Source organism: Leclercia adecarboxylata, from assembly GCF_006171285.1.
Classification (GTDB): domain Bacteria; phylum Pseudomonadota; class Gammaproteobacteria; order Enterobacterales; family Enterobacteriaceae; genus Enterobacter; species Enterobacter barmai.
In genome coordinates this window covers 276347-297951 of sequence record NZ_CP040888.1, presented here as the reverse complement: position 1 = coordinate 297951, position 21605 = coordinate 276347, and the positions used below count along the sequence as shown (strand labels likewise).

Genomic DNA, 21605 nt, shown 5'->3' with positions numbered 1-21605 from the left:
TGGTTTTTTACATCATTGGACCTCGAACCCCGCATTAACCAAAGCGCGCTGTTTTTGGCAATCTTCAGCATCGATAACTCCGCGCTGCCAATCAGCGTCAGCGCCAGCCGACGTTTGACCAGCAAGGCCAGCAAACTAGCCCAGATCAAGCCTTCCGCTATCGCTTTTTGTCGTGTCGCGAACGCCTTCAACCGGTTATGTGATTTCAGCTCTTTGAACAACAGTTCGATCTGCCAACGGCAACGATACAATGCCATCACCTTCTCGGCTGGCCATCGCTCACGCGGAAGATTGGTCATCCATATACAGAACCGTTTTTCCTCTGCAAACCAACGTCTTATGAGTCGATATTTATACTTTCCCGAACTCACATCCAGATCCAGAACCTCGGCTCTGCAGCTTCTCCGATCGATATCCTTGAGCTTTTTTCCGAGTAACTTGGGCATTTCCCTGCCGTCCTGTCGGTAAGCTGCCTGTACTTTGGGATTGAGATTTTGACTCCCTCTGACCAGATAGCTTCCTTTGGCTTTGGTCACATCAGCAAAGTACTCGCGGCTGATGTAACCGGCATCCGCCAATAACAGTTTGTTATTTAACGAATTTTCGGCCGGAAGATGCTTGCGCTCCGATTCGGTATCCGCCGTGATACTCATCGATATCGGCGACTGGTCCAGCAAGGACATGGTCATATGACACTCTACCGCAGCGGGGCTGTGCTTATTGAATCGGCCCGGGAAATGTTCTGCCAATTGCGGATGTAACGCGAATGACGACCCGTCCTGCAGCAGTACCTGCTCAAAGCCTGCCAGTCCGTGGGCGTCCGGTAGACACTCCTTGAGGCGTAAGGCGATGGCTCGTTCAACCAGTGCGCGCATGAACAAGGGAAAACCCTGCTTGCGTAACTGGTTGTGAAAGGGTTTATACGCTATTTGGTCAGTATCATGGAGCTGCAACGCATTGAAATGGCGATGCAAACCAGCAATACCATCCACCTTGTCGCAACCAAGCCCTGAGAGCAGAGCCGGGAGTAGTCTCGCAGGCTGGATATCCCGGAGTCGCTGACAAAAACCGGTAAATTTACCGATCCGGTTGAGTTCAGAAGAGCTAAGAAGTTGCTTGAGGTACTGGGTTGCATTTATAATAGTCATGGCTTCGGGCGTGTCGGTTTTTTTTTGCGATTAAATCAGATCACAAACGAAGCCTTTTTTCTATCTATTTCAATTGGTTGTAGCTAAAGATCCTGTACATGACAGGTCACTGCAGCGGCCAAACTGTTGCCACATCTCAGTTCAGGAGGAAACGCAATGACTCAGGAAAGGATCCAGACCCGCTACCCACTCGGCGGCCCCTTCGCCACCCAGGCTGAGCTGGAGCAGGCCATCACCCAGGCCATAACGACCCACAGACAAGATTTCTTCCCTCTGCTGGAACGGCTGGTGGACGTGGGGGACACCCGGGTCAACCTCAGTCAGGAGAACCCGCTGCGGGTGCTCAGCATCGAACTCGCTGACGGCCGTGAAGGAGTGGCCCATATCAACTACGAGTCCAACTTCGCCGAGAGCTGCCTGATTATCAACGAATACGACCAGCACCAGACCAGCCTGGCCTTTCGCCTCGACGGGGATGCACTTATCTTCGACGTCGAACTGCCGATCGCGTGGAATTTCAATAACTGAAGATTCAGCGGTGTAATGCCGCCTGGTTGCTACACCCGGTCAGCCAGCTCCCCTCACCCTAACCCTCTCCCAAAGGGAGAGGGGATCAGCCCGTGCCAACCTCCAGCCGTGGTAGTCACTCCATACTCTGCTGTTATTTCAGGCGCCTGTAATCTTCCCCATATGGCTGTCATCTGAATAGCAATATCCAGCATATAGCCACCATAACCCTCACTCATGTACAGGATCTTTAGCGGCAACCAATTGAAATAGATATAAAAAAGGCTTCGTTTGTGATCTGATTTTATCGCCAAACAAAATCAACACGCGCGAAGCCTATGACTATTATCAACGCTAATTACTATCTGGAGCAACTCTTGGCTCCCGCCGCACTCGAGCGCATTGCTCGGCTCTGCAAGTTTTGTCTGCGTCAGCGTGCCATTACCCCAGCCATGCTCGTACCTGCACTGCTGCGGGCCATGGGAGGCGACCAGGTCAATGACATTGCCGGTTTACACCGCCATTTCAATGCCTTGCAACTGGTAAACACCCATCAGGTTTCTTACAAACCGTTTCACAATCAGCTGCGCAAAGAGAGCTTTGCCCTGTTTATGAAAGCCCTGGTCGAGCGGGCCATCGCCTTGCGTATCGACCATCAACTCAAAGCAGCCTCCCTCGGCGCGTTCAAGCAGGTGTTACTGCACGATGGCACCTCCTTTGCGGTGCATCGGCGCCTTGCTGCTGATTTTCCCGGCCGGTTCAAGACCATCAGTCCGGCAGCTATCGAGTGCCATATGACCATGTCACTGTCGGAGCAGAGCCCGTTGTGCATGAGTGTGTCTGCCGATACCGCAGGGGAACGGCAATTTCTGCCTGAAGCCCACACGCTGACCAACTGCCTGCTGCTGGCTGACGCAGGTTACATTGACAGGGCTTGGTTTGAGCAGGTGAACGACGCTGGCGGATTTTATCTGGTGCGCGGCACGAAAAGCCTGAACCCCAAGATAATCCAAGCCTGGCGCGGTGATGGACGGGAAGTACCCAAGCTGGCGGGACTATCTCTGAGAGAGGCCGGACGGCGACGCTGTCGGGCCGAGGTACTGGATATGGTGGTGAAGTCCGGCCAGGTCGAGTACCGGTTGATCCGGCGCTGGTTTGCTGAGGAAAAGCGGTTCTGTCTGTGGATGACGAACCTACCGCGAGCAGCATGGTCAGCAGAGCAGGTGATGAGCCTGTATCGCTGCCGTTGGCAGGTGGAGTTGTTATTTAAAGAGTGGAAATCGCACAACCGGCTCAAGGGGTTTGTGACGGGCGAGAAAGCGATTGCCGAGGGGTTGGTGTGGACGAGCCTGCTGTCGCTGGTGATGAAGAGACGGGTCGCGCAGAGTGTGATGAGTGGGGCGCTATCGATGCTGAAAGCGTCGAAGAACAGTGCGACGTGGTGGCTACCGCTATTGGAAGCAGTGGCCCATAGGGCGCTGACAGAAATAAGGGAAAGATTGGAATGGGCTGCCGATTATTTGGCCAAGAACGCCTGCCGAACCAAGCAGAGAAAGTCGATACAGAACAGGACCTTGGAAGGCGTTTTAAATGGACTCGCCGCTTAAGGTCCTGTACATGAACCGGCGATTACGTCTGGCGGCAGAGCCGCAGACTGGAAGACGGGAAGTTTCGGCCCTTACGGATGCCCGGAAAACCTTAGCGTACGATTTTTTCCGAATTCTGCGGGCTCCCCTATTAGCGTAGAGAAAAGTGTTGGACCATTTTGAGTCGTGGTTATGCGTGAAGACTATAGCGTCAGTCCAGTATGATTTCCCAATACCCTGTAGCTATAGTTTCGATAGCTTCGAATCGGCATTGCAGGCGTATCCCCGTCAGCGGATTTCGAGCGGACGCCGTCGCTTGCCAACGTTGGTGTGAGACCGGCGGGCGAGATCGCCCCTGCCAACGCGACCGCTGAGAGGTCGACTCCTCAACCGCTTGGGCGCTTATCGCCTCCATCCGGATGCTCACCCGCCGAACAGCAATAAACCGCTATTTTCGATAAACTTCTGAATCCGGCTCCGAGGTATGGAAACTATGTCGTACCGCTATTGGATATGTTGCGCGCATACCTTCATAGTCTGACACGCGAAATCTTTAAATCCTGAGTATATTTCGGAAGAAATTTCGATCTGATCGATAAGACTTCAGGATACAGCAAGCTGGAGACACCGATGAAAGCCGTTGGTTACAAGGTTCCGGGACCCATCGCCGAGGACGCCTCTCTGGTCGACATTGATCTGCCTCGGCCTGTCGCTGAAGGAGGCGATATCCTGGTTGAGGTGAAGGCTGTCTCGGTCAACCCGGTCGACTACAAAATCCGCAGCAGCACGCCGCCCGCTGATGGCGATTGGAAAGTGCTGGGATGGGATGCGGCCGGGATCGTGCAAGAGGTCGGCCCCGACGTGACGCAGTTCGCGGTAGGCGACGAGGTCTATTATGCCGGATCGCTCATAAGGCCTGGCACCAATGCGGAGTTCCATCTCGTCGACGCCCGGATCGTCGGTCGTAAACCCGCGTCGCTCGACTGGGCGGAAGCGGCGGCGCTGCCACTCACGACGTTGACGGCCTGGGAAGCCATGTTCGATCGCCTGGACGTGACGAAGCCCGTTCCCGGGGCGGCGGCGATCCTCATCATCGGTGGTGCGGGTGGGGTCGGGTCGATCGCCATCCAGATCGCTCGACAGCGCACGGATCTCATCGTCATCTCCACCGCCTCTCGGCCGGAAACCCAGGAGTGGGTTAAAGGGCTTGGGGCTCATCATGTCATCGACCACTCTCGGCCGCTCGCGCCACAGATTGCCGAGCTCAACATCGGCGCTCCCGCTTTCGTGTTCTCGACCACGCATACCGAGCAGCATGCATCCGACATCGCCGAACTGATCGCCCCGCAAGGACGGTTCGGATTCATCGACGATCCCAAGGCGCTCGACGTCATGCTGTTCAAGCGCAAGGCAGTGTCGATCCACCACGAGCTGATGTTCACACGGTCGCTCTACGGCACGCCCGACATGGATGAGCAGGGCAAGATCCTCAATTCGCTGGCGGTGCTGGTGGACGACGGCAAAATTCGCACGACGCTAACCGAAAAATTGTCGCCAATTAATGCCGCCAATCTGAAGACGGTGCACGCACTGATCGAAAGTGGCGCGGCAAGAGGCAAGATTGTCCTCGAAGGCTTCTGATGACTGCCACCGCCGAACGTCTTTTCTAACCTCAAGAACGCCGGACGGATTACGCCACGGCGAAGGAAATTTCATGACGAAATCCATTGCCACCGCCTCGATCAACCGCGAAACCGCCGTCGCCCTCATCGACGCGGCGATCGCCGCGGCACGTACAATCGGCATCCCGGCTGCGGTCGCCGTCGTCGACGCCACCGGTAACCTGCGCGCGTTCGAGCGCACTGATGACGCGCCGTTTCTCACCGTCGATGTTGCCATCGACAAGGCTTGGAGTTCCGCCTCGTTTGGGTACCCCACCCATGTCTGGAACGACTATGTTTCGAACGATCCAAAAGTGGCGCCGCTGGCCTATCGCCCCCGGATGGTCGCTGTCGGCGGAGGCTATCCGATCCTGGAAGACGGGAAGTTGATCGGCGGGATCGGCATCTCCGGAGGCAACTATCAGCAGGATCAGGATGCGTGCGTCGAGGCACTCACGAAAATCGGGTTCGAGCTGCCAGCCTGACGACTTTAAGGCCATCGCCAGCGGCGGTGGCCTGCAGATGCGACCTTATGAAAGACTTTAAGATGGAAGCGTTCGTCGTCTTCACCCGCGAAGAAACCACCGATCCGGAAGAACTCGCAACCTATTCTGCAGGCGTCGGCCCATCGTTCGATGGCCACGACGTAACCTTTCTCGCCGCTTATGGCGCGATGGAGCATTTGGAGGGGCCGCCCGTCGAAGGGGCCGTAATTTTGCGGTTCCCGACGATGCAGGCCGCCCGTGATTGGTATCATAGCCCCGCCTACCAAACCATCGCTGCGCACCGTTTTGCCGGTTCCCGCTATCGCGCCTTTGTCATTGAGGGGCGGCGGTGACACACCGACGGAAGAACGGCGGGGCTGGCCACGAGGTATCGGTCGGCGAACTCGCATCCTACAACCTGTAGGGGATCAAGGCGGTGAGGTTCGCGTGCCATCGCCACACGCGACCACTCATCGGACTTCTGCATCGGAATTGGAGGATCAGATGAGCGTCGACGAACGACAAGCCCCCGAGCTGCGGGTGCAGAGATGGATTGGCGCGGATGGAGAAAGCATCGCGCCGCTCAAGCTGTCGGATCTCGGCACCGGCCCGAAAGTCCTCTTCGCCTTCCAGCACTGGTGCCGTGGCTGCCATTTGCATGGATTTCCGACGCTACAAAGGTTGCATGGTGCATTGAGCGCCAAGGGCGTGGGCTTCGCGGTGATCCAGACCGTCTTCGAAGGAGCGGATGAGAACACCTTCGAGAAGCTGCGCGTGAACCAGCTCAAGTATGCGCTTCCTGTCGCGTTCGGTCAGGACGAGCCACCTGCCGGCGCGACGCTTCCCACCTTCATGGAGGACTACCGCACGCGGGGAACGCCCTGGTTCTCCGTGATGGACGCTGGCGGCCGCATCGTATTCTCGGACTTCCATCTCGACGCCGATCAGCTCGTGAAGGGACTGGAGCTGGTGTAACCGATGCGGCGCTGGGTCATCCTGATTGCCACCCATCTCGCGATGCTCGCCATGGGCTTCGCGGGCGGTGTCTACACGCTGCCGATCCTGACCGCCCCCCAGGCCCCGGACGCGGCGGCCTTGCGGACCATCTCAGCCGAGACGCTCTACGCAGGGCGTCTGGCCCGCGATCTCAAAGGCAGCGACCTGCTTCACTGGGGGGAAGGCGAGATCCGGGTCTCGCGCGACCGTATCGCCCATATCGGGCGCCTCGCCCCTGGTCCCGACTACAAGCTCTACCTCGCACCACGTTTCGTCGACACGAAGGAGGCCTTTCTCCTAATCAAGGACAGATCAGTCCGCGTGGGCGATGTGAAGACGTTCAACGGCTTCATCGTCGAGGTGCCTGCCGGCATCGATGTCCGTGACTACAACACGGTCGTCATCTGGTGCGAAGCATTCGACCAGTTCATCAGTGCGGCAGAGTATCAACCCTCAAGTCAGGCCCGAGAACGAGCCCGGCGATGGATACCATGAGGTCGGCGGGCAAGCGCGGCCTCGTTCTCGCGCCGGTGGCGGCGCTGCTGCTGAGCGTCGCCGCTCTGCTGCTGGGCAATGGCCTGCTGAGCACGCTCCTGATCGTGAGAGCCGGCCATAAGGGGTTCTCGACCGGCGCGATCAGCGCGATGATGTCCTTCTATTTCGCGGGTTTCACGATCGGCGCGCTCGTGTTGCCACCGATCATCGTCTCCGTGGGACATGTCAGAACCTTCGCCGGCTTCGCGGCCATTGCCTCGATGACCGCCCTTCTCCATGTGGCGTTCGTGGAGCCGATCGCCTGGATGCCGCTTCGCCTGATTACCGGCTTCGCCTACGCGGGCATGATCCTCGCAACGGAGAGTTGGCTCAACGCCCACGCATTGCCATCCACACGCGGGCAGCTCCTGTCGATATTCGGAGTTGTCTCTATGGGCTCATGGGCAATCGGGCAGGCGTTACTCAACATCGCACCGCCCGCCGACGTGACATTGTTCCTCATCGTGTCGCTGCTGATATCAGCGGCGGTGGTTCCGATCACCTTGCTGCCCAGTCATCCGCCGGCCCAGGTGGAACAGGAATGGGTCGCGTTCAGGGACCTCGTCCTCGTATCACCTCTCGCTGCGGCTGGCGCTTTCCTGGCCGGCCTGGCTATCGGTGGTTTCTGGGGCATGGGCGCGAACTTCGCCCAGAGCATCGGCCTCGATGTGGGCGGTATCTCCGCCTTCATGGCTGCGGTTCTTGGTGGAACGCTCGCCTTCCATTGGCCACTCGGTTGGCTTTCGGATCGAGTGCCCCGGAATCTTGTCATCGCCGGTGCGGCGCTGGCGTCCGCAGCGTCTGCCATCGGCGTAGCGTTGGCGGTGGAAGCGCCTCTGCCGCTGCTCCTTGCGGCAGGTGCGCTGTTCGGCGGCTTTGGCATCCCGATTTATTCGTTGTGTCTCGCCGTCGCAAACGACGATCTTCCGGCCGGTCGGCTACTCGGCACCGCGCGCGGGCTTCTGTTGCTCAACGGGATCGGGACAGCCGCTGGCCCCCTAATAGGAGCAGCTGCAATGAATATCGTCGGCCCTGGCGGCCTGTTCCTTTATGCGGCGGCGTTGCTCACGCTCCTGGCAGTGCTGGCCATCGCCCGCAGGCAGCCGAGGCGCACCAACCAGGCCAAGGCGGCCCCCCGTTCTCCGAGCACGCCGATGATAACCGGATCTCTCGATACGATGATATGCATGGAGAAGCGGGCGCAGGGCGTGCGGGATTAGCGCGGCACGGCGCCTGCACGAACCGCGGGGTCAGGCGATGATAGCTGTTACGCGAATTTCGATACGCATGGTTGGAAGCCCCAGCGCTTCGATTCCCAACTGCGTCCAGATTGGAGCGCGGTCGGGCATGTAGTGGCGATACAGCTTGGCCATTGTTTCGTTGATCACGGGAGGGAATCCACCGACGTGATAGGAATTGACGTGGACCACATGCGGCCAGCGTGCTCCGGCGGTCGCGAGCGTCCGTTCCACGTTCTTGAACGCCTGCTCGATCTCTTCCTCAATCGACTCCGGAATGACGAGATCGTCGTTCCATCCGCCCTGTCCGGAGATCTCCACGCGGTCACCAATGCGCATTGCCTGAGAATAATGAAGCGCGTCATGCAGGCGCGTCCCGTATCCGGGGGTGATGAAGAATGAAGGTGTTGTCATGAGTTTGCCTTTGATGAGCCAGGTCAACGCGGCTGCAAGTGACCGTATGCATGCAGAAAGAGATGCAGGGCGTTCGGCACTAGCGCGCCGGCTGCGGTGGAGGGCTTTATTCCACGTCTTCTACGGTGAGGTCCCGGCCGTTGAACTGCACGGTCTCCCCGGCTCGGGCACCCTCGATCGCTTCGAAGATCGGCGCCATCGTGGAAATGCCCATGAGCTCACGCCCCTGACAGGTAAACTTGCTCGTTGACACCGCGATCACAAAGTGGCGGCCGGACAGCTTGACGACAGCGCCTTCGTTGACGGCCAACTTGGGGCCGAAATCGATCGTCCTGAGCTTTTCGAGTTTATTGGCGTAGTCATGGAGCGTGTCATCGAGCGCTTCAGCGAAGTCGCTCGCGACCTCGGCCTGAGCTAGTTCGTCGTTTTCGATCGGTTCGCTCCGATCGAGCCGAGCGGTAGAGACATAGTCCAGGTAGTTTTCGCGAGCGCTGTGCAACGCTGCTGTCTCCAGCAAGAGCATAGTTTCTCGTATGTGGTCCTTGTTCCAGTCCATAATCACCTCCTAATTTTCGATGTTCTTAAAGTTCAGCCTGCAGATGTGTGGGCCAGGAAGGCCAGCCTTTCCGGCTAAGCGACACCGCTATTCGTCGCTGATGACGTCTTCGCCCTGGTATGGAACCCTGATCAGCCGAGGATCTCGAATGATGCTCGTGACGAGCCAGACATATTCCTGCTCGGCGGTATCGAAGCCGAGGATGCTGAAGGATTGGCCGAAAGGGCATGGCGGGAAGTCTGGAAAGCCCTCGCGCAGAACGTAACGCTCGGGATCGCTGTGAAACTCGCTCTTGTAGACTTTCCGTAGTCCGTGCTTGCTCGGCGCGTCCTGGTCACCTGCCGGTGCTGTTTCCCGATGCGCCACAAGGCGCTCGGACAAGTCGCGGGGGCAGATTTCGTGGAACACGTCGAAGGCGTCGATCAACAGGCCTTTATGCTCTGTCGCCGGATCGGTGATCGCGTAGATGTTGGAGGCATCTTCGCCGTCGTCCCCGCTCTCGAGGCGCAACGCCGCATCGACGCGAATGCTGCATGCATCGAGGGTTGACCCTAGTTCGAGATCGACGAGATTGCCGTCCTTGACGCGGTATTCGCGGTCATAGCCTTTGGCGATGAATGACTGGACTGCTTCTAGAACGTCGGTCACCTGGGAGGTCATGGAAGCACCTTCATCTTGAACTGGATTGGACACGCTCGCGCACAAAGCGCGCTGTGACTCGGCGGACGGAGAAGCTCGCGAAGTGCGTTACTCATAGCCACTTGGCCTTCTTGAAGCGCATGAATAGGAGAAGGCAGAACACCGCTATCACTCCGAGCACGACGAAGTAGCCATATGGCGTGTCCAGTTCCGGCATGTGCTTGAAGTTCATGCCATATATTCCGGCGATCGCCGTCGGGACCGCCAAGATCGCCGCCCAGGCCGCGAGCTGGCGAGTGACCACACCGATCCTTTGCGCTTCCAGAAGGCTGCTGGCCTCGAAGACCGTGGACAGGATAAGCAGGAGGCCGTCGACCATGGACTGCACGCGGTGGACATGGTCCGCGACGTCGTGGAAATATGGTGTCATTTCGGCGCTGATGCAGGGAAAGTGGCCGCGAACGAGCTTTCGCACCAGCTCGGCCATAGCCCCGAGCGTGCGCTGGAACCGCGTGAGTTCGGACCTTAGTTCGAAGATTCGCGCCACCTCTTCTGGCCCGAGGAAATCGTGCAGCGACCGTCGCTCCATCGCCAGGACGTCGTCCTCGATCATTTCGAAGATGGGCAGATACTGGTCGACCACTCGGTGCAAGATCGCGTGCAGCACATAGTCGACACCCTTGCCGAACTGCGTCGGCGATGCCTCGAGTTGCTCCCGAAGTTTGCCCAGCGCTCCGGCATTGCCGTGCCGCACGGTGATAAGGTGATTGTGACCGGTGAAGATCGCCATCTTGCCGTAGCTGATCCGGTCGCCGACCAGCTCGGCGGTCTGGGCGACGACGTACAACTCATCGTTGTAGACCTCGAGCTTGGGCGGGCACAGCGGGTGCATGGCGTTGTCGATCGCCAAAGGATGGAGGTTATACGTCGTCTGGATCGCGCTGAGTTCGTCTGCGGTGGGCTCGCTAAGCGCGATCCAGCAGAAGCCCGAGCGATTCTCGTTTAGTTCGACGTGCTCATCGAGCCTGATTTCACGGACTCGCTTACCTTCGTTGTAATAATATGCGGCGATAATGGTCATGCAGGCCTCGCAGGAATTCGCAGGCCACGCTGTACAGCCGGTCGCGCCAGCCCGCGTTCGAGCCATGCCTGCACGTTCGAATAGCTGCTTAGGCCGAGGATGTCGCCCGCTGCGTAGAATTCGACCAGCGCATTCACCCAGCCAAACGTCGCAATGTCCGCGATCGAGTAATCATCGACAATCCATTCGCGGCCCTCCAGCCGGTGATCCAGGACCCCGAGAAGACGCCTGGATTCATCAACAAAGCGCTGCCGAGGTCGCTTGTCCTCATAGTCCTTGCCGGCAAATCGCAGGAAAAAGCCTAGCTGTCCGAAGGTCGGCCCAACGCCCGACACCTGAAAGAACACCCAGGCCAGAGTCTCGTACCGCTGGGCGGGTGTTGTTGAGATGAGCTGCCCCGTCTTGTCGGCCAGATAGATGAGGATCGCACCGGTTTCCCATATGCCAATGGGCTGGCCGTCAGGGCCAGCCGGATCGATGATCGCGGGTATGCGGCCGTTGGGATTCAACGACACGAACGCTGGATCCTTCGACTCGTTGTTCGAGATGTCGACGAAGTGGGGCTCATACGGCAGGCCAGTCTCCTCCAGCATCATCGAGACCTTGACGCCGTTGGGCGTGGGGGCCGCGTATAGTTGCAAGCGATCCGGATAAGATGCTGGCCAGCGCTGCGTGATGGGAAAGGAGGAGAGGTCTGTCATATCTGGATCCTGGCACTGCGACGGCGGCTGAATGGAATGATCTGCTTCAAGGCCGGGTTCGACGACCGCGTCGATTGACGCGGTCGTCGGAGGTTGCGAACCGGATCGGCGCGGCACTAACGGCAGCGAAGCCTATTCCGCTGCAGCCCCGGCCGCAGGGCTCACATCGCCGGCCTCATGCCGCTTTGGAAGAACCCAGTCGGGACGGACGAAGTGGCAGGTGTAGCCGCCCGGCCGCTTCTCCAGATAATCCTGGTGATCGGGCTCGGCCTCCCAGAACTCGCCGACCGGCTGGACCTCGGTCACCACTTTGCCATCCCACAGCCCCGAGGCATCCACATCGGCGATCGTATCCTCGGCGACGCGCTTCTGCTCCTCGTCGACATAATAGATGCCCGACCGGTAGGAGAGCCCACGATCATTGCCCTGGCGGTTCAGCGTCGTCGGATCGTGGATCTGGAAGAAGAATTCCAGGATGTGCCGGTAGCTCGTCACTGTCGGGTCGAAGACAATCTCGATCCCCTCGGCATGCGTGCCGTGATTACGATACGTGGCGTTCGGAATATCGCCGCCCGTGTAACCCACACGGGTCGAGATGATGCCGGGCCGCTTGCGGATCAGATCCTGCATGCCCCAGAAACATCCTCCTGCGAGAACAGCGCGCTGATGCATGTTAAGCCTCCTCTACTTGATCGAGATATTCACCGTATCCCTCGGACTCCATCTCGTCGCGCGGGATGAAGCGAAGGGACGCAGAGTTGATGCAGTAGCGCAGACCGCCGCGGTCGGAAGGACCGTCCGGGAAAACGTGGCCCAGATGGCTGTCGGCGTGTACCGACCTGACCTCCGTCCGGACCATGCCGTGTGCACTGTCCCGCACCTCGTTCACGTTTGCCGGAACGATCGGCTTGGTGAAGCTGGGCCAGCCAGTACCCGAATCGAACTTGTCCGTTGAAGCGAACAGCGGCTCTCCCGACACTATGTCGACGTAGATGCCAGGCTCCTTGTTGTCGTTGTGCTCACCCGTGAAGGGCCTTTCGGTCCCCGAATCCTGGGTAATCCGGCGTTGCTCGGGGGTCAGGCGGTCAACTGCTGCCTGTGACTTCTCAAACTTCATGATAGTCTCCAATAATTAATCTAGAGAGCTCGACACACTGTCATTTATCTTTGCAGTCATTGCGCCGACTATAGCAGTGCGCCCCAGATTTATCCAATACGCTGCGCGTATAGTTTCCATAGCGCCGAAGCTCTTCACGTCGTGATTCAGTTCCACTCATACCGGGCTGCCAGCTGCGCGATGTTCCGTATCTCGACCGTTGCCGTGGAGCCGGATACTGTCGCGATCACGACTTCGCGCTCCAAGACAAATCCGTCGATCGGCCGAGTGACGAGGCCTTGCACGGTCGGCGATCGTTCCGGAAGAATGCATATGGCGTGGCCGTCAGCGACGACCCGTTGCACCCAGTCCTCGCGATCTGATCGAAAGCGAGGTCGCATGAGCAAGTCCCGTCGCGCGAAGTGATCGAGGATCCGATCGCGAAACTCGCATTTCAGGCGATCGACGAAAGGAAACTCGAGCAGGTCTTCGCCGCGCACGATCTCGTTGGCAGCCAAGGGATGGTTTGCAGAACAGCCGAGCACGAAGCGCTCCCGAAATAGAGGATGCACATCCAGCTTGCGTTCCGGTCTTGTTTCACGCGGCATGATGCACGCGTGGTATTTTCCTGAAAGCACCTCCGATGTGTCCTCGTTCGACTGGAGCGAGTGCAGCTTGATTTCGATGGATGGCATCTCCGCCAATGCGCTCTCGAAGAATGCCGTAAATTCCTTTGGTCCGACGGTGGGCGCGACGGCGACATCCAGCACGCGGTGCCCCCCCATCGCCCAGTGCTCCGAGTGATTGCGAACGCTCTTCATCGCGACCACCATGCGCCGGAATTCTGCCTCGACGTCATGGCCAAGGCCAGTCAGGCGGCTGTTCTTCCCGTCGCGATAGATCAGCGGCCCGCCAAGCTCATCTTCCAAGCGGCGGATCGCGCGGGTCAGACTTGGCTGTGACACACCGCTCAAGCGAGCGGCCGCTGTGAAATTCAGCGTCTCGGCCAAGTTGATGAAATAGCTGACTTGATTGAGTTCCATAGTCCTTTGGCCCACGCGCCTGACTGATACCTCTTCCGTGAGACCGCCTTTGGAAAGCAGGTCGCAGAAGTATGCTTGGCGCATATAATCATGGTATAGGGGCTTGTCTATATGCGCCAGACATATAAATGATAGCCTGAGATGACGATTACCGGTTGGCGGTGCGCTCCGCTCAGCTCCGTCGAAGGTTCTGAGAGCGCAACCGCCAAGCCGCGTGCTGGAGGTTTGATGGACATGGCAGGAAGATCATTTACGTTTGTCAGTGGGGCTGGCTCTCCGCTGTCCGGGCACCTCGAACCGCCGGAAGGGACGCCGCGGGGCTGGGCGATCTTCGCCCACTGCTTCACGTGCGGGAAAGACAGTCGCGCCGCTGTTCACATCTCGCGCGCGCTGTCGCGTGCGGGCATCGGGGTCTTGAGGTTCGATTTCGCCGGGACCGGGATCGGCGGTGGGACGGGAGAACCTGTGAACTTCGCGTCGGACGTCGAGGACCTTCGGGCCGCCGCAAATGCGATGGCGGCGGCGGGCATGTCACCGTCCCTCCTCGTCGGGCACAGCCTGGGTGGCACCGCTGCGATCGTAGCCGCCGCCGACATGCCTGATATTGCGGCGGTAGCGACGATTGGTGCGCCGGCCGACCTTCAGCATATCTTGCGCCTCTTCGGACCGAATGATCTGGACACCATCGCGAGCGAGGGCGAGGCCTCGGTGGAGATTGCCGGTAGGCCCTTCCTCATTCGCCGAGGGTTCCTTGAGGCGGTTGAGGGGATCGACGTCGAGAAGGCCATTGCCTCCCTGCGACGGCCGGTGCTGGTCATGCACTCTCCGCTGGATCAGGTGGTCGGCATCGACCACGCGTCGCGCATCTTCGTCGCGTCCAGGCACCCTAAAAGCTTCATCTCGCTCGACAACGCGGATCACCTTCTCACCGACGTCGCGGACGCGAACTACGCCGCGGCCATGGTGGCGGTTTGGGCGAGCCGCTTTCTCCCACCACTCAGCGCGGATCTTCCGCAGGTCGAGGTTGCGGAGGGCGTCGTCTCCACCGAAACTCTTGCAGGGACGTTCCAGCTCAAGGTCCGCAGCGGCGAGCACACTCTGTTCGCCGACGAGCCAGCATCGGTCGGTGGCCTCGGGACCGGACTATCTCCCTACGAACTCGTATCTGCCGGCCTCGCAGCCTGCACGGTGATGACGATGCGTCTCTATGCGAACCGCAAGGGCTTTCCGCTCGAACGGGCGAGCACGACCGTGCAGCACGAGAAGGTGCCGGACATGATGCCACCCGACCGGTTCACCCGCACCATTGTCCTCGATGGGCCGCTGAGTGATGATCAGCGCGCTCGGATCCTCGCGATCGCTGATCGGTGTCCCGTCGATCTGAGTCTCATCCGGGGTTCGGACGTGCAGACCGAGCTCTTGAGCGCCAGTCAGGCTGCGGATCCCGCGAGGCTGGCTTGACCGTGGCGCACACGGAGGAGGGCGAACGGACTGTGAGCCAATCGCCTACCGGCAATAGGGCGGCCGCGACAGAGCGAGCAATTCTCGCAGGCGGCTGCTTCTGGGGCATGGAGGATTTGCTGCGCCGAGCCAGGGGAGTCATTTCGACGCGTGTCGGTTACACAGGCGGAGAAATGCCTGATCCGACCTACGCGAGACATTACGGCCATGCGGAAGCAGTGGAAGTGACCTTCGACCCTTCCGTTCTCGCCTATCGCTCGCTCTTGGAACTCTTCTTCCAGATACATGACCCCACGACCTACGAGCAACAAGGCAGCGATGTCGGTCCGAGCTATCGATCGGCGATTTTCTACACCACCGAAGTGCAGAAGGAAGTCGCCCTCACAACCATCGCGGAAATCGAGGCATCAGGAAGCTGGCCAGGCCCGGTCGTGTCGGAGATCAACCCAGAAGAACCCTTTTGGGAGGCGGAGCCAGAGCACCAAGAATACCTGGTGCGCTATCCTGGGGGCTATAGCTGCCACTTCGTGCGCCCGACCTGGCGGTTGGACCGCTCAGACGAACGCCCAGCTGTAATACTTGACAGAAAGAGTTGATGATGACCGAAACCGTGACTAATCAGGCCGCCTGGCAGAAAGCGCCGGGGCAGCCACTGAGGATCGGTGTCACCGCTCTGCCGCATCTGGCGGCGAACGAGATATTGATCCGCAACGCGGCCATCGCGATCAACCCACTCGACTGGATTCTGCAGGACGTCGCGCTTTTGCCATGGCTCGACTATCCCGCGATTCTCGGCAGCGACGTCTCCGGTGAGGTCGCGGCGGTCGGTGGCGCGGTCGAGCGGTTCAAGGTCGGCGATCGAGTCATCGGACAGGCGGTCGGGACAACCGTAAATCAACCTGCGCAGGGTGCGTTCCAGCACCACACGATCGTGCTGGACCACATGGCGGCGCCGATCCCCAACAACATTGCCTTCGCTGATGCGGCAGTCCTCCCGCTTGGCCTTGGCACCGCCGCAAGCGGGCTCTACGGACGGACACAGTTGGCTCTCGCGCCACCGTTACACTCGCCGACCGCGCGTCCAGAGGTCGTTCTGGTCTGGGGTGGATCGTCGAGCGTTGGCTGCAACGCCATCCAGCTCGCGGTGGCGTCGGGCTACAGGTGCGTCGCCACCGCTTCGGCGCGCAACGTCGGCCTGTTGAAGGAGCTGGGTGCAAGCGAGGTTCTTGACCACTCGAGTCCAGCCATCGTGGAAGACGTGATTGAGGCAATGCGCGGGCGCAGTCTCGCTGGAACGCTTCACGCGACCGGTCACATGAAAGACTGTTTTGCCGTAGTTGCGAGATGCGAGGGCTCGCGCCGGGTGGCAGCGACGCTGGCCCCGCCCGACGAGCGTTCATTTGGAGTCGAGGCGACGCACATCTCCGGGACGAGCCTCAAGGATGACGAGGTTGGTCCAATGATCTACCGCGAATTCCTGCCGCAGGCTCTCGCGGCGCGCACGTTCGTCCCCGCCCCTCCGGCGAAGATCGTGGGCCAGGGCCTTGAAATGCTCCAGGCTGCCTTGGAAGCCCTGAAGGCGGGTGTATCCGCAGCGAAAATCGTCGTTACCCTGCCTTGAGTGACCAGCCAGGCGGTTTTTCGCGTTCGCAGTCTGAGGTGGCCCGCACTTTGCCGATTGGGAAGCTCTACCGGGAAAACGCGTTTGGGACGCGCGCTGCGCTCCTGCCGGAGCATGCGTTCCCGAAACCTGTTCCCGACTGCTTTTCCCCGAAACTACCTATCGGACATAGAGAAATGGGAATGCAGCGAGTGGTTTGAACGGCCGCTTCCGAAACCGCGTTCCGATCAATTGAGCGGCTAAAAGTGGGGCGATCACCGACATATTAGAATGAGACCGCCATGCCCGATCGGCCGGCTTGACGCGTAGCCAAAAGAATGCGGCTGATGGTAGGCTCGCTGACATTATGAAGCCCCGCCATCTGAGCAGCGTTGAGCTGCCGCAATTGCGAGTCTCCTACGCGTCGTCGTTCTTCTCGCGGTCCACACCTCGCTCATGCAATTCGGCATCGACGGGGCAGTTCGTGCAGCCCTCGTAGCAGCACAAGCGGCAGATGCGGTATGACTGCTCGAGGTTTTCCAAGCGATTTCGGAGAACGCGTTCAGCGATGTCCGATAAGGTTTTCAGTTCGTCTGGATTAAGGATCGATAGCCCTTCGGCAATCACTTGATCGCGCGAGGCCAGGACCTCGTCGCTCGCGACCTTGCCAGTTGGAGTAAGATAGAGGGATCGCGCGCGCCCGTCTGTCGAATGCTCCCTACGCTCGATCAATCCCTCGCTTACCAATCTATCCACCAGGCGAACAGTTCCAGCATGTGAAAGGCCCACCCCGATCGCAAGCATACGGATCGAGAGCCCGGGCTTGTGCGCGAGCAACGCCAGCGCTGAGGCGGCGGGTCCAGCTTCCGGCGCCCGCGATGAACTAGCGCGAACGATGTCGTCGCTGATCATGAGTGCGAACGCCCCGAAAATGTTTCGATCTCGAGGTCCATCCATTGCCACATCTATATGTGCGCGGAGCATAGACAGCAAGCCATACCGTGGTCCTCTTCCTCCGCGCGGCTTGTGGAAAATGTCCTGTTTTAGAAGGGTTTCGGAGGATTTCGACTGATCGAGCGCGCCGAAAAAAACGGGTCCGGCTCGTTAAGGCCGCGGAACCGTTGATACCTGGCGGCTATAGGGCAAGCCTTTTCGCTCGGAATCGCCGTAGGTCGCGCCCGAGAATCACTCCGCGTCAGCGCTGTCATCCAGGCCGCGCAGGTGCAGATCAGCGAGACCTAGCTTGCCCCCGGCGTCGCACTTCCATCGTGTCACCGCGCGCGATCACGATTGTATCAATCCCATTGAGGAACAGTCCGTGCTCCACGACGTCGGGGATTGCGGCGAAACGGGCGAAGACCGCGTCGCCATGCAGCTGAGCGCCTCCGGGCTCGATATCGCGACGGAGCATCCATGCCCCGCGGAGGTTCTGCAGGATTTGCACGCCCGCCGTCACGAGAGGACCACAGTCACGAGAGCACAAGCGCCCCTCTGTGGCGGACCGAAGCACGCAGCAGCACGAGGGACGCCGCTAGCAGAACTGCGTCCTTCAGTAGAAACTGCCCTGGTGCAGCCGAAATCGCAGGAAAGCCGCCGGCAGTCTGCTCCGCGACACCTGGAGTGGTGATGAAAAAGGTCAGCGTGATCAGATAGGTCGCTGCTGACATTAGTGCGCCTAGCGCAGAGAAGAGTGGACGAAATGCACCAAGGATCAGAACGAGACCGGTCGATAACTCGATAACGCCGATGAAATAGCTTTGCCCCTGCGTCCCGAACATGCCGAGCCAATTCATGATCGGGCTGTGTTCGATAAACGGGGCGATACCATAGGCCTCGTACGCTGTGAACTTCATCGCGCCGAACCACAGAAATACGATCACGAGAGCCCATCTAAGCAGGCCAAGATCCCTCCGACCGTGCTCGGGGACAAGAAATTCATAACGGTCGAAAATGCTCATCTAAAATTCCTCAACAGTGGTCCCGTGGGAACGTCACGAACGTCGTCTACGTGCTTCGGGCAGGCGTTGCAGTATATGCGCGACGCATATACTAATAAGCGAGATATGTCGAGCGGCTGGCTCGCGCTTCGCTGCCTCACTCGATCAATCGCACCGTCCCGGCATGAGAAAGCCCGATCGAGGTAGCCAAAACGCTGATCGGCAGTCCGGGCTCCATGCTGAGTAACACCATCACGGCGGTCCCCGGGCCGCTTGGTGAAAACGAGGCCGAGACACTGGCGATGCTGTCTGCAACGGCCAACGCGAGTGCACCTAAATGGTACTTGGCAACCTCAGGCTCCATACCGCAAGAATATATGCTTCGCGCATAGACTTCAAGCGTGTGAAAATGTATGACCGCCGCATGCATCTATGACAGATTCGGACATGGTCATGCTCATTGAGGGGCTCAGCTCGGATTCCACATCTGAGATCAACGGACGTGCTCGTTCCCCAGGCGCTAGCGGGGGTGGGCTCGATGAAAGTGGACGTGCATGGGTGCCGCTCACCGGGCGCAGGCGGTTCGCCGATGAGACCGCCGGTATGATAGGACGGGTCTCATGCCCGACCTGACTCTTGATCTCCGATACCTGAAGTACGCCGTTCAGGTCGCCGAGGCCGGCAGCTTCCGCCGAGCGGCGGAGCGCCTATCGATATCGCAATCCACCGTCAGCCGACGTGTGCAGCTGTTGTCATTTTCAGAAGACGACTGCACCAGACAACGCGGTTTGAAGGCTGTTGTGCAGTCGTCTATTGAACGAACAGTATCAGGAGTCCGCTGCACGAATGATGACCTCAAGCCGGTTCTGGTCGCGCTGGCGACCGATCAGCCCCTGGATGTGCGATACCGCGACCACGATCTTTCCGGCGATTGGGCGGGCTACCGCGAATGCCACATCAAGCCCGACCTGCTGCTGATCTACCGCAAGTCCGACGCCGACACCCTGCGACTGGCGCGGCTTGGCTCCCATAGCGAGCTGTTCGGCTGATGCCAGTCGCCTTGTCCGCCAAACGATCATTAGGCGGCCAAACCGGACGCCTGTCCGAAAACATCTTGCGCAACGGGATGACGGACAATAAGATAGGCGGACGGTATAACGGACAAATGGGCGGAAATGGCACTCATCGGCTATGCGCGGGTATCGACGGCGGAACAGGACACCGCCTTGCAGACGGATGCGCTGCGCAATGCAGGCTGCGAACGGGTTTTCGAGGACACGGCATCCGGGGCCAAGGCAGACCGGCCCGGCTTGGCCGATGCGCTGGCTTATCTGCGCGATGGCGATGTGCTGGTCGTCTGGCGGCTGGATCGGCTTGGCCGCTCCCTGCCGCACCTGATTGAGACGGTCGGCAAGCTGGAAGCACGGGGCGTCGGCTTCCGCTCGTTGACTGAAAACATCGACACCACCACGCCGGGCGGACGGCTCATCTTCCATGTGTTCGGTGCGCTGGGCCAGTTCGAGCGCGACCTGATCCGCGAGCGCACCAAGGCCGGGTTGACCGCTGCCGCCGCACGCGGGCGCAAAGGCGGACGCAAGCCGGTTGTCACTGCCGACAAGTTGCAACGAGCGCGGGAGCTTGTCGCCAACGGCTTGAATGTCCGCGAGGCCGCCGCACGCCTCAAGGTAGGAAAAACCGCTCTCTACGCTGCCTTGCAGGCGGCCAGTTCTGGCAGTGCAGCCGACTCCTGATATTTCGTGCAGTCGCCTTCTGAAAACGACAGCGCGGCACGGGAATCAAGGCATTGCGATTCTCGAAAATAGTTCTTGAAATTCTATTCTTGATTGCATATCATCTCAACGAGTTTCGATAAGAAAGGATGCGCATGCGACCGTCTGTTGTGCTTGACATGAAGCGAAGCGCAGTGCGTGAAGCGGTAGGCCGCTTTCGCGCCGCGAACCCGCGCGTCTTCGGCTCGGTGCTGCATGGCACCGACCGGGATGGCAGCGACCTCGACCTGTTGGTCGATGCGCTGCCCGGTGCCACGTTGTTGGACTTGGGCGATTTGGAAGAAGAACTGAAATCGCTGCTCGGCGTTGACGTCGATCTGCTGACTCCCGGCGACCTGCCGCCGAAGTTCCGGGCCAAGGTGCTCGCGGAGGCGCAACCGATATGAGCGAGAACCGCCTGCCCGATTACCTCGACCACATTCAGCAGGCCGCAACCGATGCGCGCAGCTTCGTGGAAGGGATGGCCAAGGACGACTTCTTGGCCGACAAGCGCACCCAGCAGGCCGTCATCATGAGCCTGATCGTCATCGGCGAGGCGGCCACAAAGGTGATGGATGGCTACGTCGAGTTCACCCAGGCGCATGCCGACGTGCCGTGGCGCAGCATGCGCAATATGCGTAATCGCATGGCTCACGGCTATTTCGACATCAACCTCGATGTGGTGTGGGAGACGGTACAGGAATGGCTGCCGGCGTTGCTCCAGCAATTGCCCGCCGTGCGTCAGGATGCCGACGATGAAGACCGTAACGACAACTGTGAAAGAGGGATCTCCGATGACTGTTGAATCGAGAATATTTTCTGTAGCCGAGTATGTTCAGCCGTCCGAAGGCGAGCCTATTCGTTCCGTTGTGCTTGAAACCCGAGACTCAATTATCGTGGTTTGGCATGTCCATCCCGGGCAGGAAATTGCGGCTCACATTCATCCTCACGGCCAAGACACGTGGACTGTTTTGTCGGGAATGGCTGATTACTTTCAGGGCAATGGGATTGTTCGTGCCCTCAGGGAAGGTGAGATAGCCGTGGCAAGACCGGGCCAAGTGCACGGGGCGCGAAATACAGGTACCGAGCCATTTGTGTTCGTCTCGGTTGTGGCATCAGCCAATGCCGGTTTCGTATTGGCTGAGCGATAGAG

Annotated in this window: 26 protein-coding genes and 3 pseudogenes; 18 read left to right on the top strand and 11 right to left on the bottom strand. The window is 59.4% G+C overall.

From position 1 onward, the window contains the following. Positions 1-38: 38 nt before the first annotated feature. Positions 39-1148 (bottom strand): annotated as a pseudogene (locus FHN83_RS01575) (IS4-like element ISApu2 family transposase); the annotation flags it as partial. Positions 1149-1304: 156 nt separating this feature from the next. Here FHN83_RS01575 and FHN83_RS01570 point away from each other — a divergent pair. The 9 genes and pseudogenes from FHN83_RS01570 to FHN83_RS01535 all read left to right on the top strand — a co-directional run bounded on the left by FHN83_RS01570 (position 1305) and on the right by FHN83_RS01535 (position 8137). Continuing rightward, positions 1305-1676 (top strand): hypothetical protein, encoded by a 372-nt coding sequence (locus FHN83_RS01570; protein WP_004099020.1) that lies wholly within the window; start codon positions 1305-1307, stop codon positions 1674-1676. Between the two features lie 317 nt (positions 1677-1993). Further along, on the top strand, positions 1994-3262 hold the full coding sequence (locus FHN83_RS01565; RefSeq protein ID WP_011191342.1) for an IS4-like element ISApu1 family transposase: 1269 nt from the start codon (positions 1994-1996) through the stop codon (positions 3260-3262). A gap of 14 nt (positions 3263-3276) precedes the next feature. Next, a pseudogene (locus FHN83_RS28910) lies at positions 3277-3357 on the top strand (hypothetical protein); the annotation flags it as partial. 514 nt (positions 3358-3871) lie between these two features. Then, positions 3872-4882, top strand: a complete 1011-nt coding sequence (locus FHN83_RS01560; RefSeq protein WP_011191343.1) for a zinc-binding alcohol dehydrogenase family protein — start codon at positions 3872-3874, stop codon at positions 4880-4882. Positions 4883-4955: 73 nt separating this feature from the next. Next, on the top strand, positions 4956-5387 hold the full coding sequence (locus FHN83_RS01555; RefSeq protein WP_004357630.1) for a GlcG/HbpS family heme-binding protein: 432 nt from the start codon (positions 4956-4958) through the stop codon (positions 5385-5387). A gap of 62 nt (positions 5388-5449) precedes the next feature. Next, complete coding sequence (locus tag FHN83_RS01550; RefSeq protein WP_011191344.1) at positions 5450-5740, top strand: DUF1330 domain-containing protein; 291 nt, start codon at positions 5450-5452, stop codon at positions 5738-5740. A gap of 151 nt (positions 5741-5891) precedes the next feature. Beyond that, positions 5892-6362: a TlpA family protein disulfide reductase gene (locus FHN83_RS01545; RefSeq protein WP_011191345.1), complete on the top strand. Its 471-nt coding sequence runs from the start codon at positions 5892-5894 to the stop codon at positions 6360-6362. A gap of 3 nt (positions 6363-6365) precedes the next feature. Beyond that, the gene (locus FHN83_RS01540) at positions 6366-6878 is read left to right on the top strand and encodes a DM13 domain-containing protein (RefSeq protein ID WP_004357637.1); all 513 of its coding nucleotides are present in this window, start codon (positions 6366-6368) and stop codon (positions 6876-6878) included. Beyond that, positions 6866-8137: an MFS transporter gene (locus tag FHN83_RS01535; RefSeq protein WP_094935733.1), complete on the top strand. Its 1272-nt coding sequence runs from the start codon at positions 6866-6868 to the stop codon at positions 8135-8137. The genes FHN83_RS01540 and FHN83_RS01535 overlap by 13 nt, the downstream gene beginning before the upstream one ends. A 30-nt stretch (positions 8138-8167) precedes the next feature. Here FHN83_RS01535 and FHN83_RS01530 read toward each other — a convergent pair whose 3' ends face one another. The 8 genes from FHN83_RS01530 to FHN83_RS01495 all read right to left on the bottom strand — a co-directional run bounded on the left by FHN83_RS01530 (position 8168) and on the right by FHN83_RS01495 (position 13685). Further along, complete coding sequence (locus FHN83_RS01530; protein WP_004099044.1) at positions 8168-8569, bottom strand: RidA family protein; 402 nt, start codon at positions 8567-8569, stop codon at positions 8168-8170. A gap of 106 nt (positions 8570-8675) precedes the next feature. After that, positions 8676-9125 (bottom strand): hypothetical protein, encoded by a 450-nt coding sequence (locus tag FHN83_RS01525; RefSeq protein ID WP_004099042.1) that lies wholly within the window; start codon positions 9123-9125, stop codon positions 8676-8678. Positions 9126-9212: 87 nt separating this feature from the next. Continuing rightward, entirely contained in the window at positions 9213-9785 is a 573-nt protein-coding gene (locus FHN83_RS01520) for a hypothetical protein (RefSeq protein ID WP_004099040.1), read from the bottom strand. A 91-nt stretch (positions 9786-9876) separates the two neighbouring features. After that, on the bottom strand, positions 9877-10845 hold the full coding sequence (locus FHN83_RS01515) for a magnesium and cobalt transport protein CorA (protein ID WP_011191347.1): 969 nt from the start codon (positions 10843-10845) through the stop codon (positions 9877-9879). After that, the gene (locus FHN83_RS01510) at positions 10842-11546 is read right to left on the bottom strand and encodes a glutathione S-transferase N-terminal domain-containing protein (protein ID WP_004099038.1); all 705 of its coding nucleotides are present in this window, start codon (positions 11544-11546) and stop codon (positions 10842-10844) included. The genes FHN83_RS01515 and FHN83_RS01510 overlap by 4 nt, the downstream gene beginning before the upstream one ends. Positions 11547-11678: 132 nt before the next feature. After that, on the bottom strand, positions 11679-12218 hold the full coding sequence (gene msrA / locus FHN83_RS01505; RefSeq protein WP_004099036.1) for a peptide-methionine (S)-S-oxide reductase MsrA: 540 nt from the start codon (positions 12216-12218) through the stop codon (positions 11679-11681). 1 nt (position 12219) lies between these two features. Continuing rightward, positions 12220-12663, bottom strand: a complete 444-nt coding sequence (gene msrB / locus FHN83_RS01500) for a peptide-methionine (R)-S-oxide reductase MsrB (RefSeq protein ID WP_004099035.1) — start codon at positions 12661-12663, stop codon at positions 12220-12222. Positions 12664-12809: 146 nt separating this feature from the next. Beyond that, on the bottom strand, positions 12810-13685 hold the full coding sequence (locus FHN83_RS01495; protein ID WP_011191349.1) for a LysR family transcriptional regulator: 876 nt from the start codon (positions 13683-13685) through the stop codon (positions 12810-12812). Positions 13686-13913: 228 nt separating this feature from the next. Between FHN83_RS01495 and FHN83_RS01490 the strand changes: the two genes are divergently transcribed. The 3 genes from FHN83_RS01490 to FHN83_RS01480 all read left to right on the top strand — a co-directional run bounded on the left by FHN83_RS01490 (position 13914) and on the right by FHN83_RS01480 (position 16767). Next, positions 13914-15146 carry a bifunctional alpha/beta hydrolase/OsmC family protein gene (locus tag FHN83_RS01490; protein ID WP_004357650.1) on the top strand — a complete coding sequence of 411 codons (1233 nt, stop codon included), beginning with the start codon at positions 13914-13916 and terminating at the stop codon, positions 15144-15146. Between the two features lie 107 nt (positions 15147-15253). Continuing rightward, on the top strand, positions 15254-15742 hold the full coding sequence (msrA, locus tag FHN83_RS01485; protein ID WP_045269765.1) for a peptide-methionine (S)-S-oxide reductase MsrA: 489 nt from the start codon (positions 15254-15256) through the stop codon (positions 15740-15742). Further along, on the top strand, positions 15742-16767 hold the full coding sequence (locus FHN83_RS01480; RefSeq protein ID WP_004357654.1) for a zinc-binding alcohol dehydrogenase family protein: 1026 nt from the start codon (positions 15742-15744) through the stop codon (positions 16765-16767). The genes msrA (FHN83_RS01485) and FHN83_RS01480 overlap by 1 nt, the downstream gene beginning before the upstream one ends. Positions 16768-17163: 396 nt before the next feature. Here the strand turns inward: FHN83_RS01480 and FHN83_RS01475 are convergent, their stop codons facing one another. Both FHN83_RS01475 and FHN83_RS01465 read right to left on the bottom strand, forming a co-directional pair. After that, a complete protein-coding gene (locus tag FHN83_RS01475; protein WP_004099028.1) occupies positions 17164-17658 on the bottom strand; it encodes a MarR family winged helix-turn-helix transcriptional regulator in 495 nt (164 codons plus the stop codon). Between the two features lie 557 nt (positions 17659-18215). Then, the gene (locus FHN83_RS01465) at positions 18216-18704 is read right to left on the bottom strand and encodes a YkgB family protein (protein WP_004099027.1); all 489 of its coding nucleotides are present in this window, start codon (positions 18702-18704) and stop codon (positions 18216-18218) included. Between the two features lie 599 nt (positions 18705-19303). On the opposite strand from FHN83_RS01465, the pseudogene FHN83_RS28125 reads away from it, so the two are divergent. The 6 genes and pseudogenes from FHN83_RS28125 to FHN83_RS01435 form a co-directional block, all read left to right on the top strand. Then, positions 19304-19384 (top strand): annotated as a pseudogene (locus FHN83_RS28125) (hypothetical protein); the annotation flags it as partial. Between the two features lie 99 nt (positions 19385-19483). Beyond that, on the top strand, positions 19484-19732 hold the full coding sequence (locus FHN83_RS28120) for a type II toxin-antitoxin system YafQ family toxin (protein WP_012585400.1): 249 nt from the start codon (positions 19484-19486) through the stop codon (positions 19730-19732). Between the two features lie 126 nt (positions 19733-19858). Next, a complete protein-coding gene (locus tag FHN83_RS01450) occupies positions 19859-20434 on the top strand; it encodes a recombinase family protein (protein ID WP_001173919.1) in 576 nt (191 codons plus the stop codon). Positions 20435-20568: 134 nt separating this feature from the next. Then, positions 20569-20859, top strand: coding sequence for a nucleotidyltransferase family protein (locus FHN83_RS01445; RefSeq protein ID WP_001247892.1), 291 nt, complete (start codon positions 20569-20571; stop codon positions 20857-20859). Beyond that, positions 20856-21257 carry a DUF86 domain-containing protein gene (locus tag FHN83_RS01440; RefSeq protein WP_001293886.1) on the top strand — a complete coding sequence of 134 codons (402 nt, stop codon included), beginning with the start codon at positions 20856-20858 and terminating at the stop codon, positions 21255-21257. The genes FHN83_RS01445 and FHN83_RS01440 overlap by 4 nt, the downstream gene beginning before the upstream one ends. Further along, on the top strand, positions 21247-21603 hold the full coding sequence (locus FHN83_RS01435) for a cupin domain-containing protein (RefSeq protein WP_003465043.1): 357 nt from the start codon (positions 21247-21249) through the stop codon (positions 21601-21603). The genes FHN83_RS01440 and FHN83_RS01435 overlap by 11 nt, the downstream gene beginning before the upstream one ends. The last annotated feature ends 2 nt before the right edge of the window (positions 21604-21605 follow it).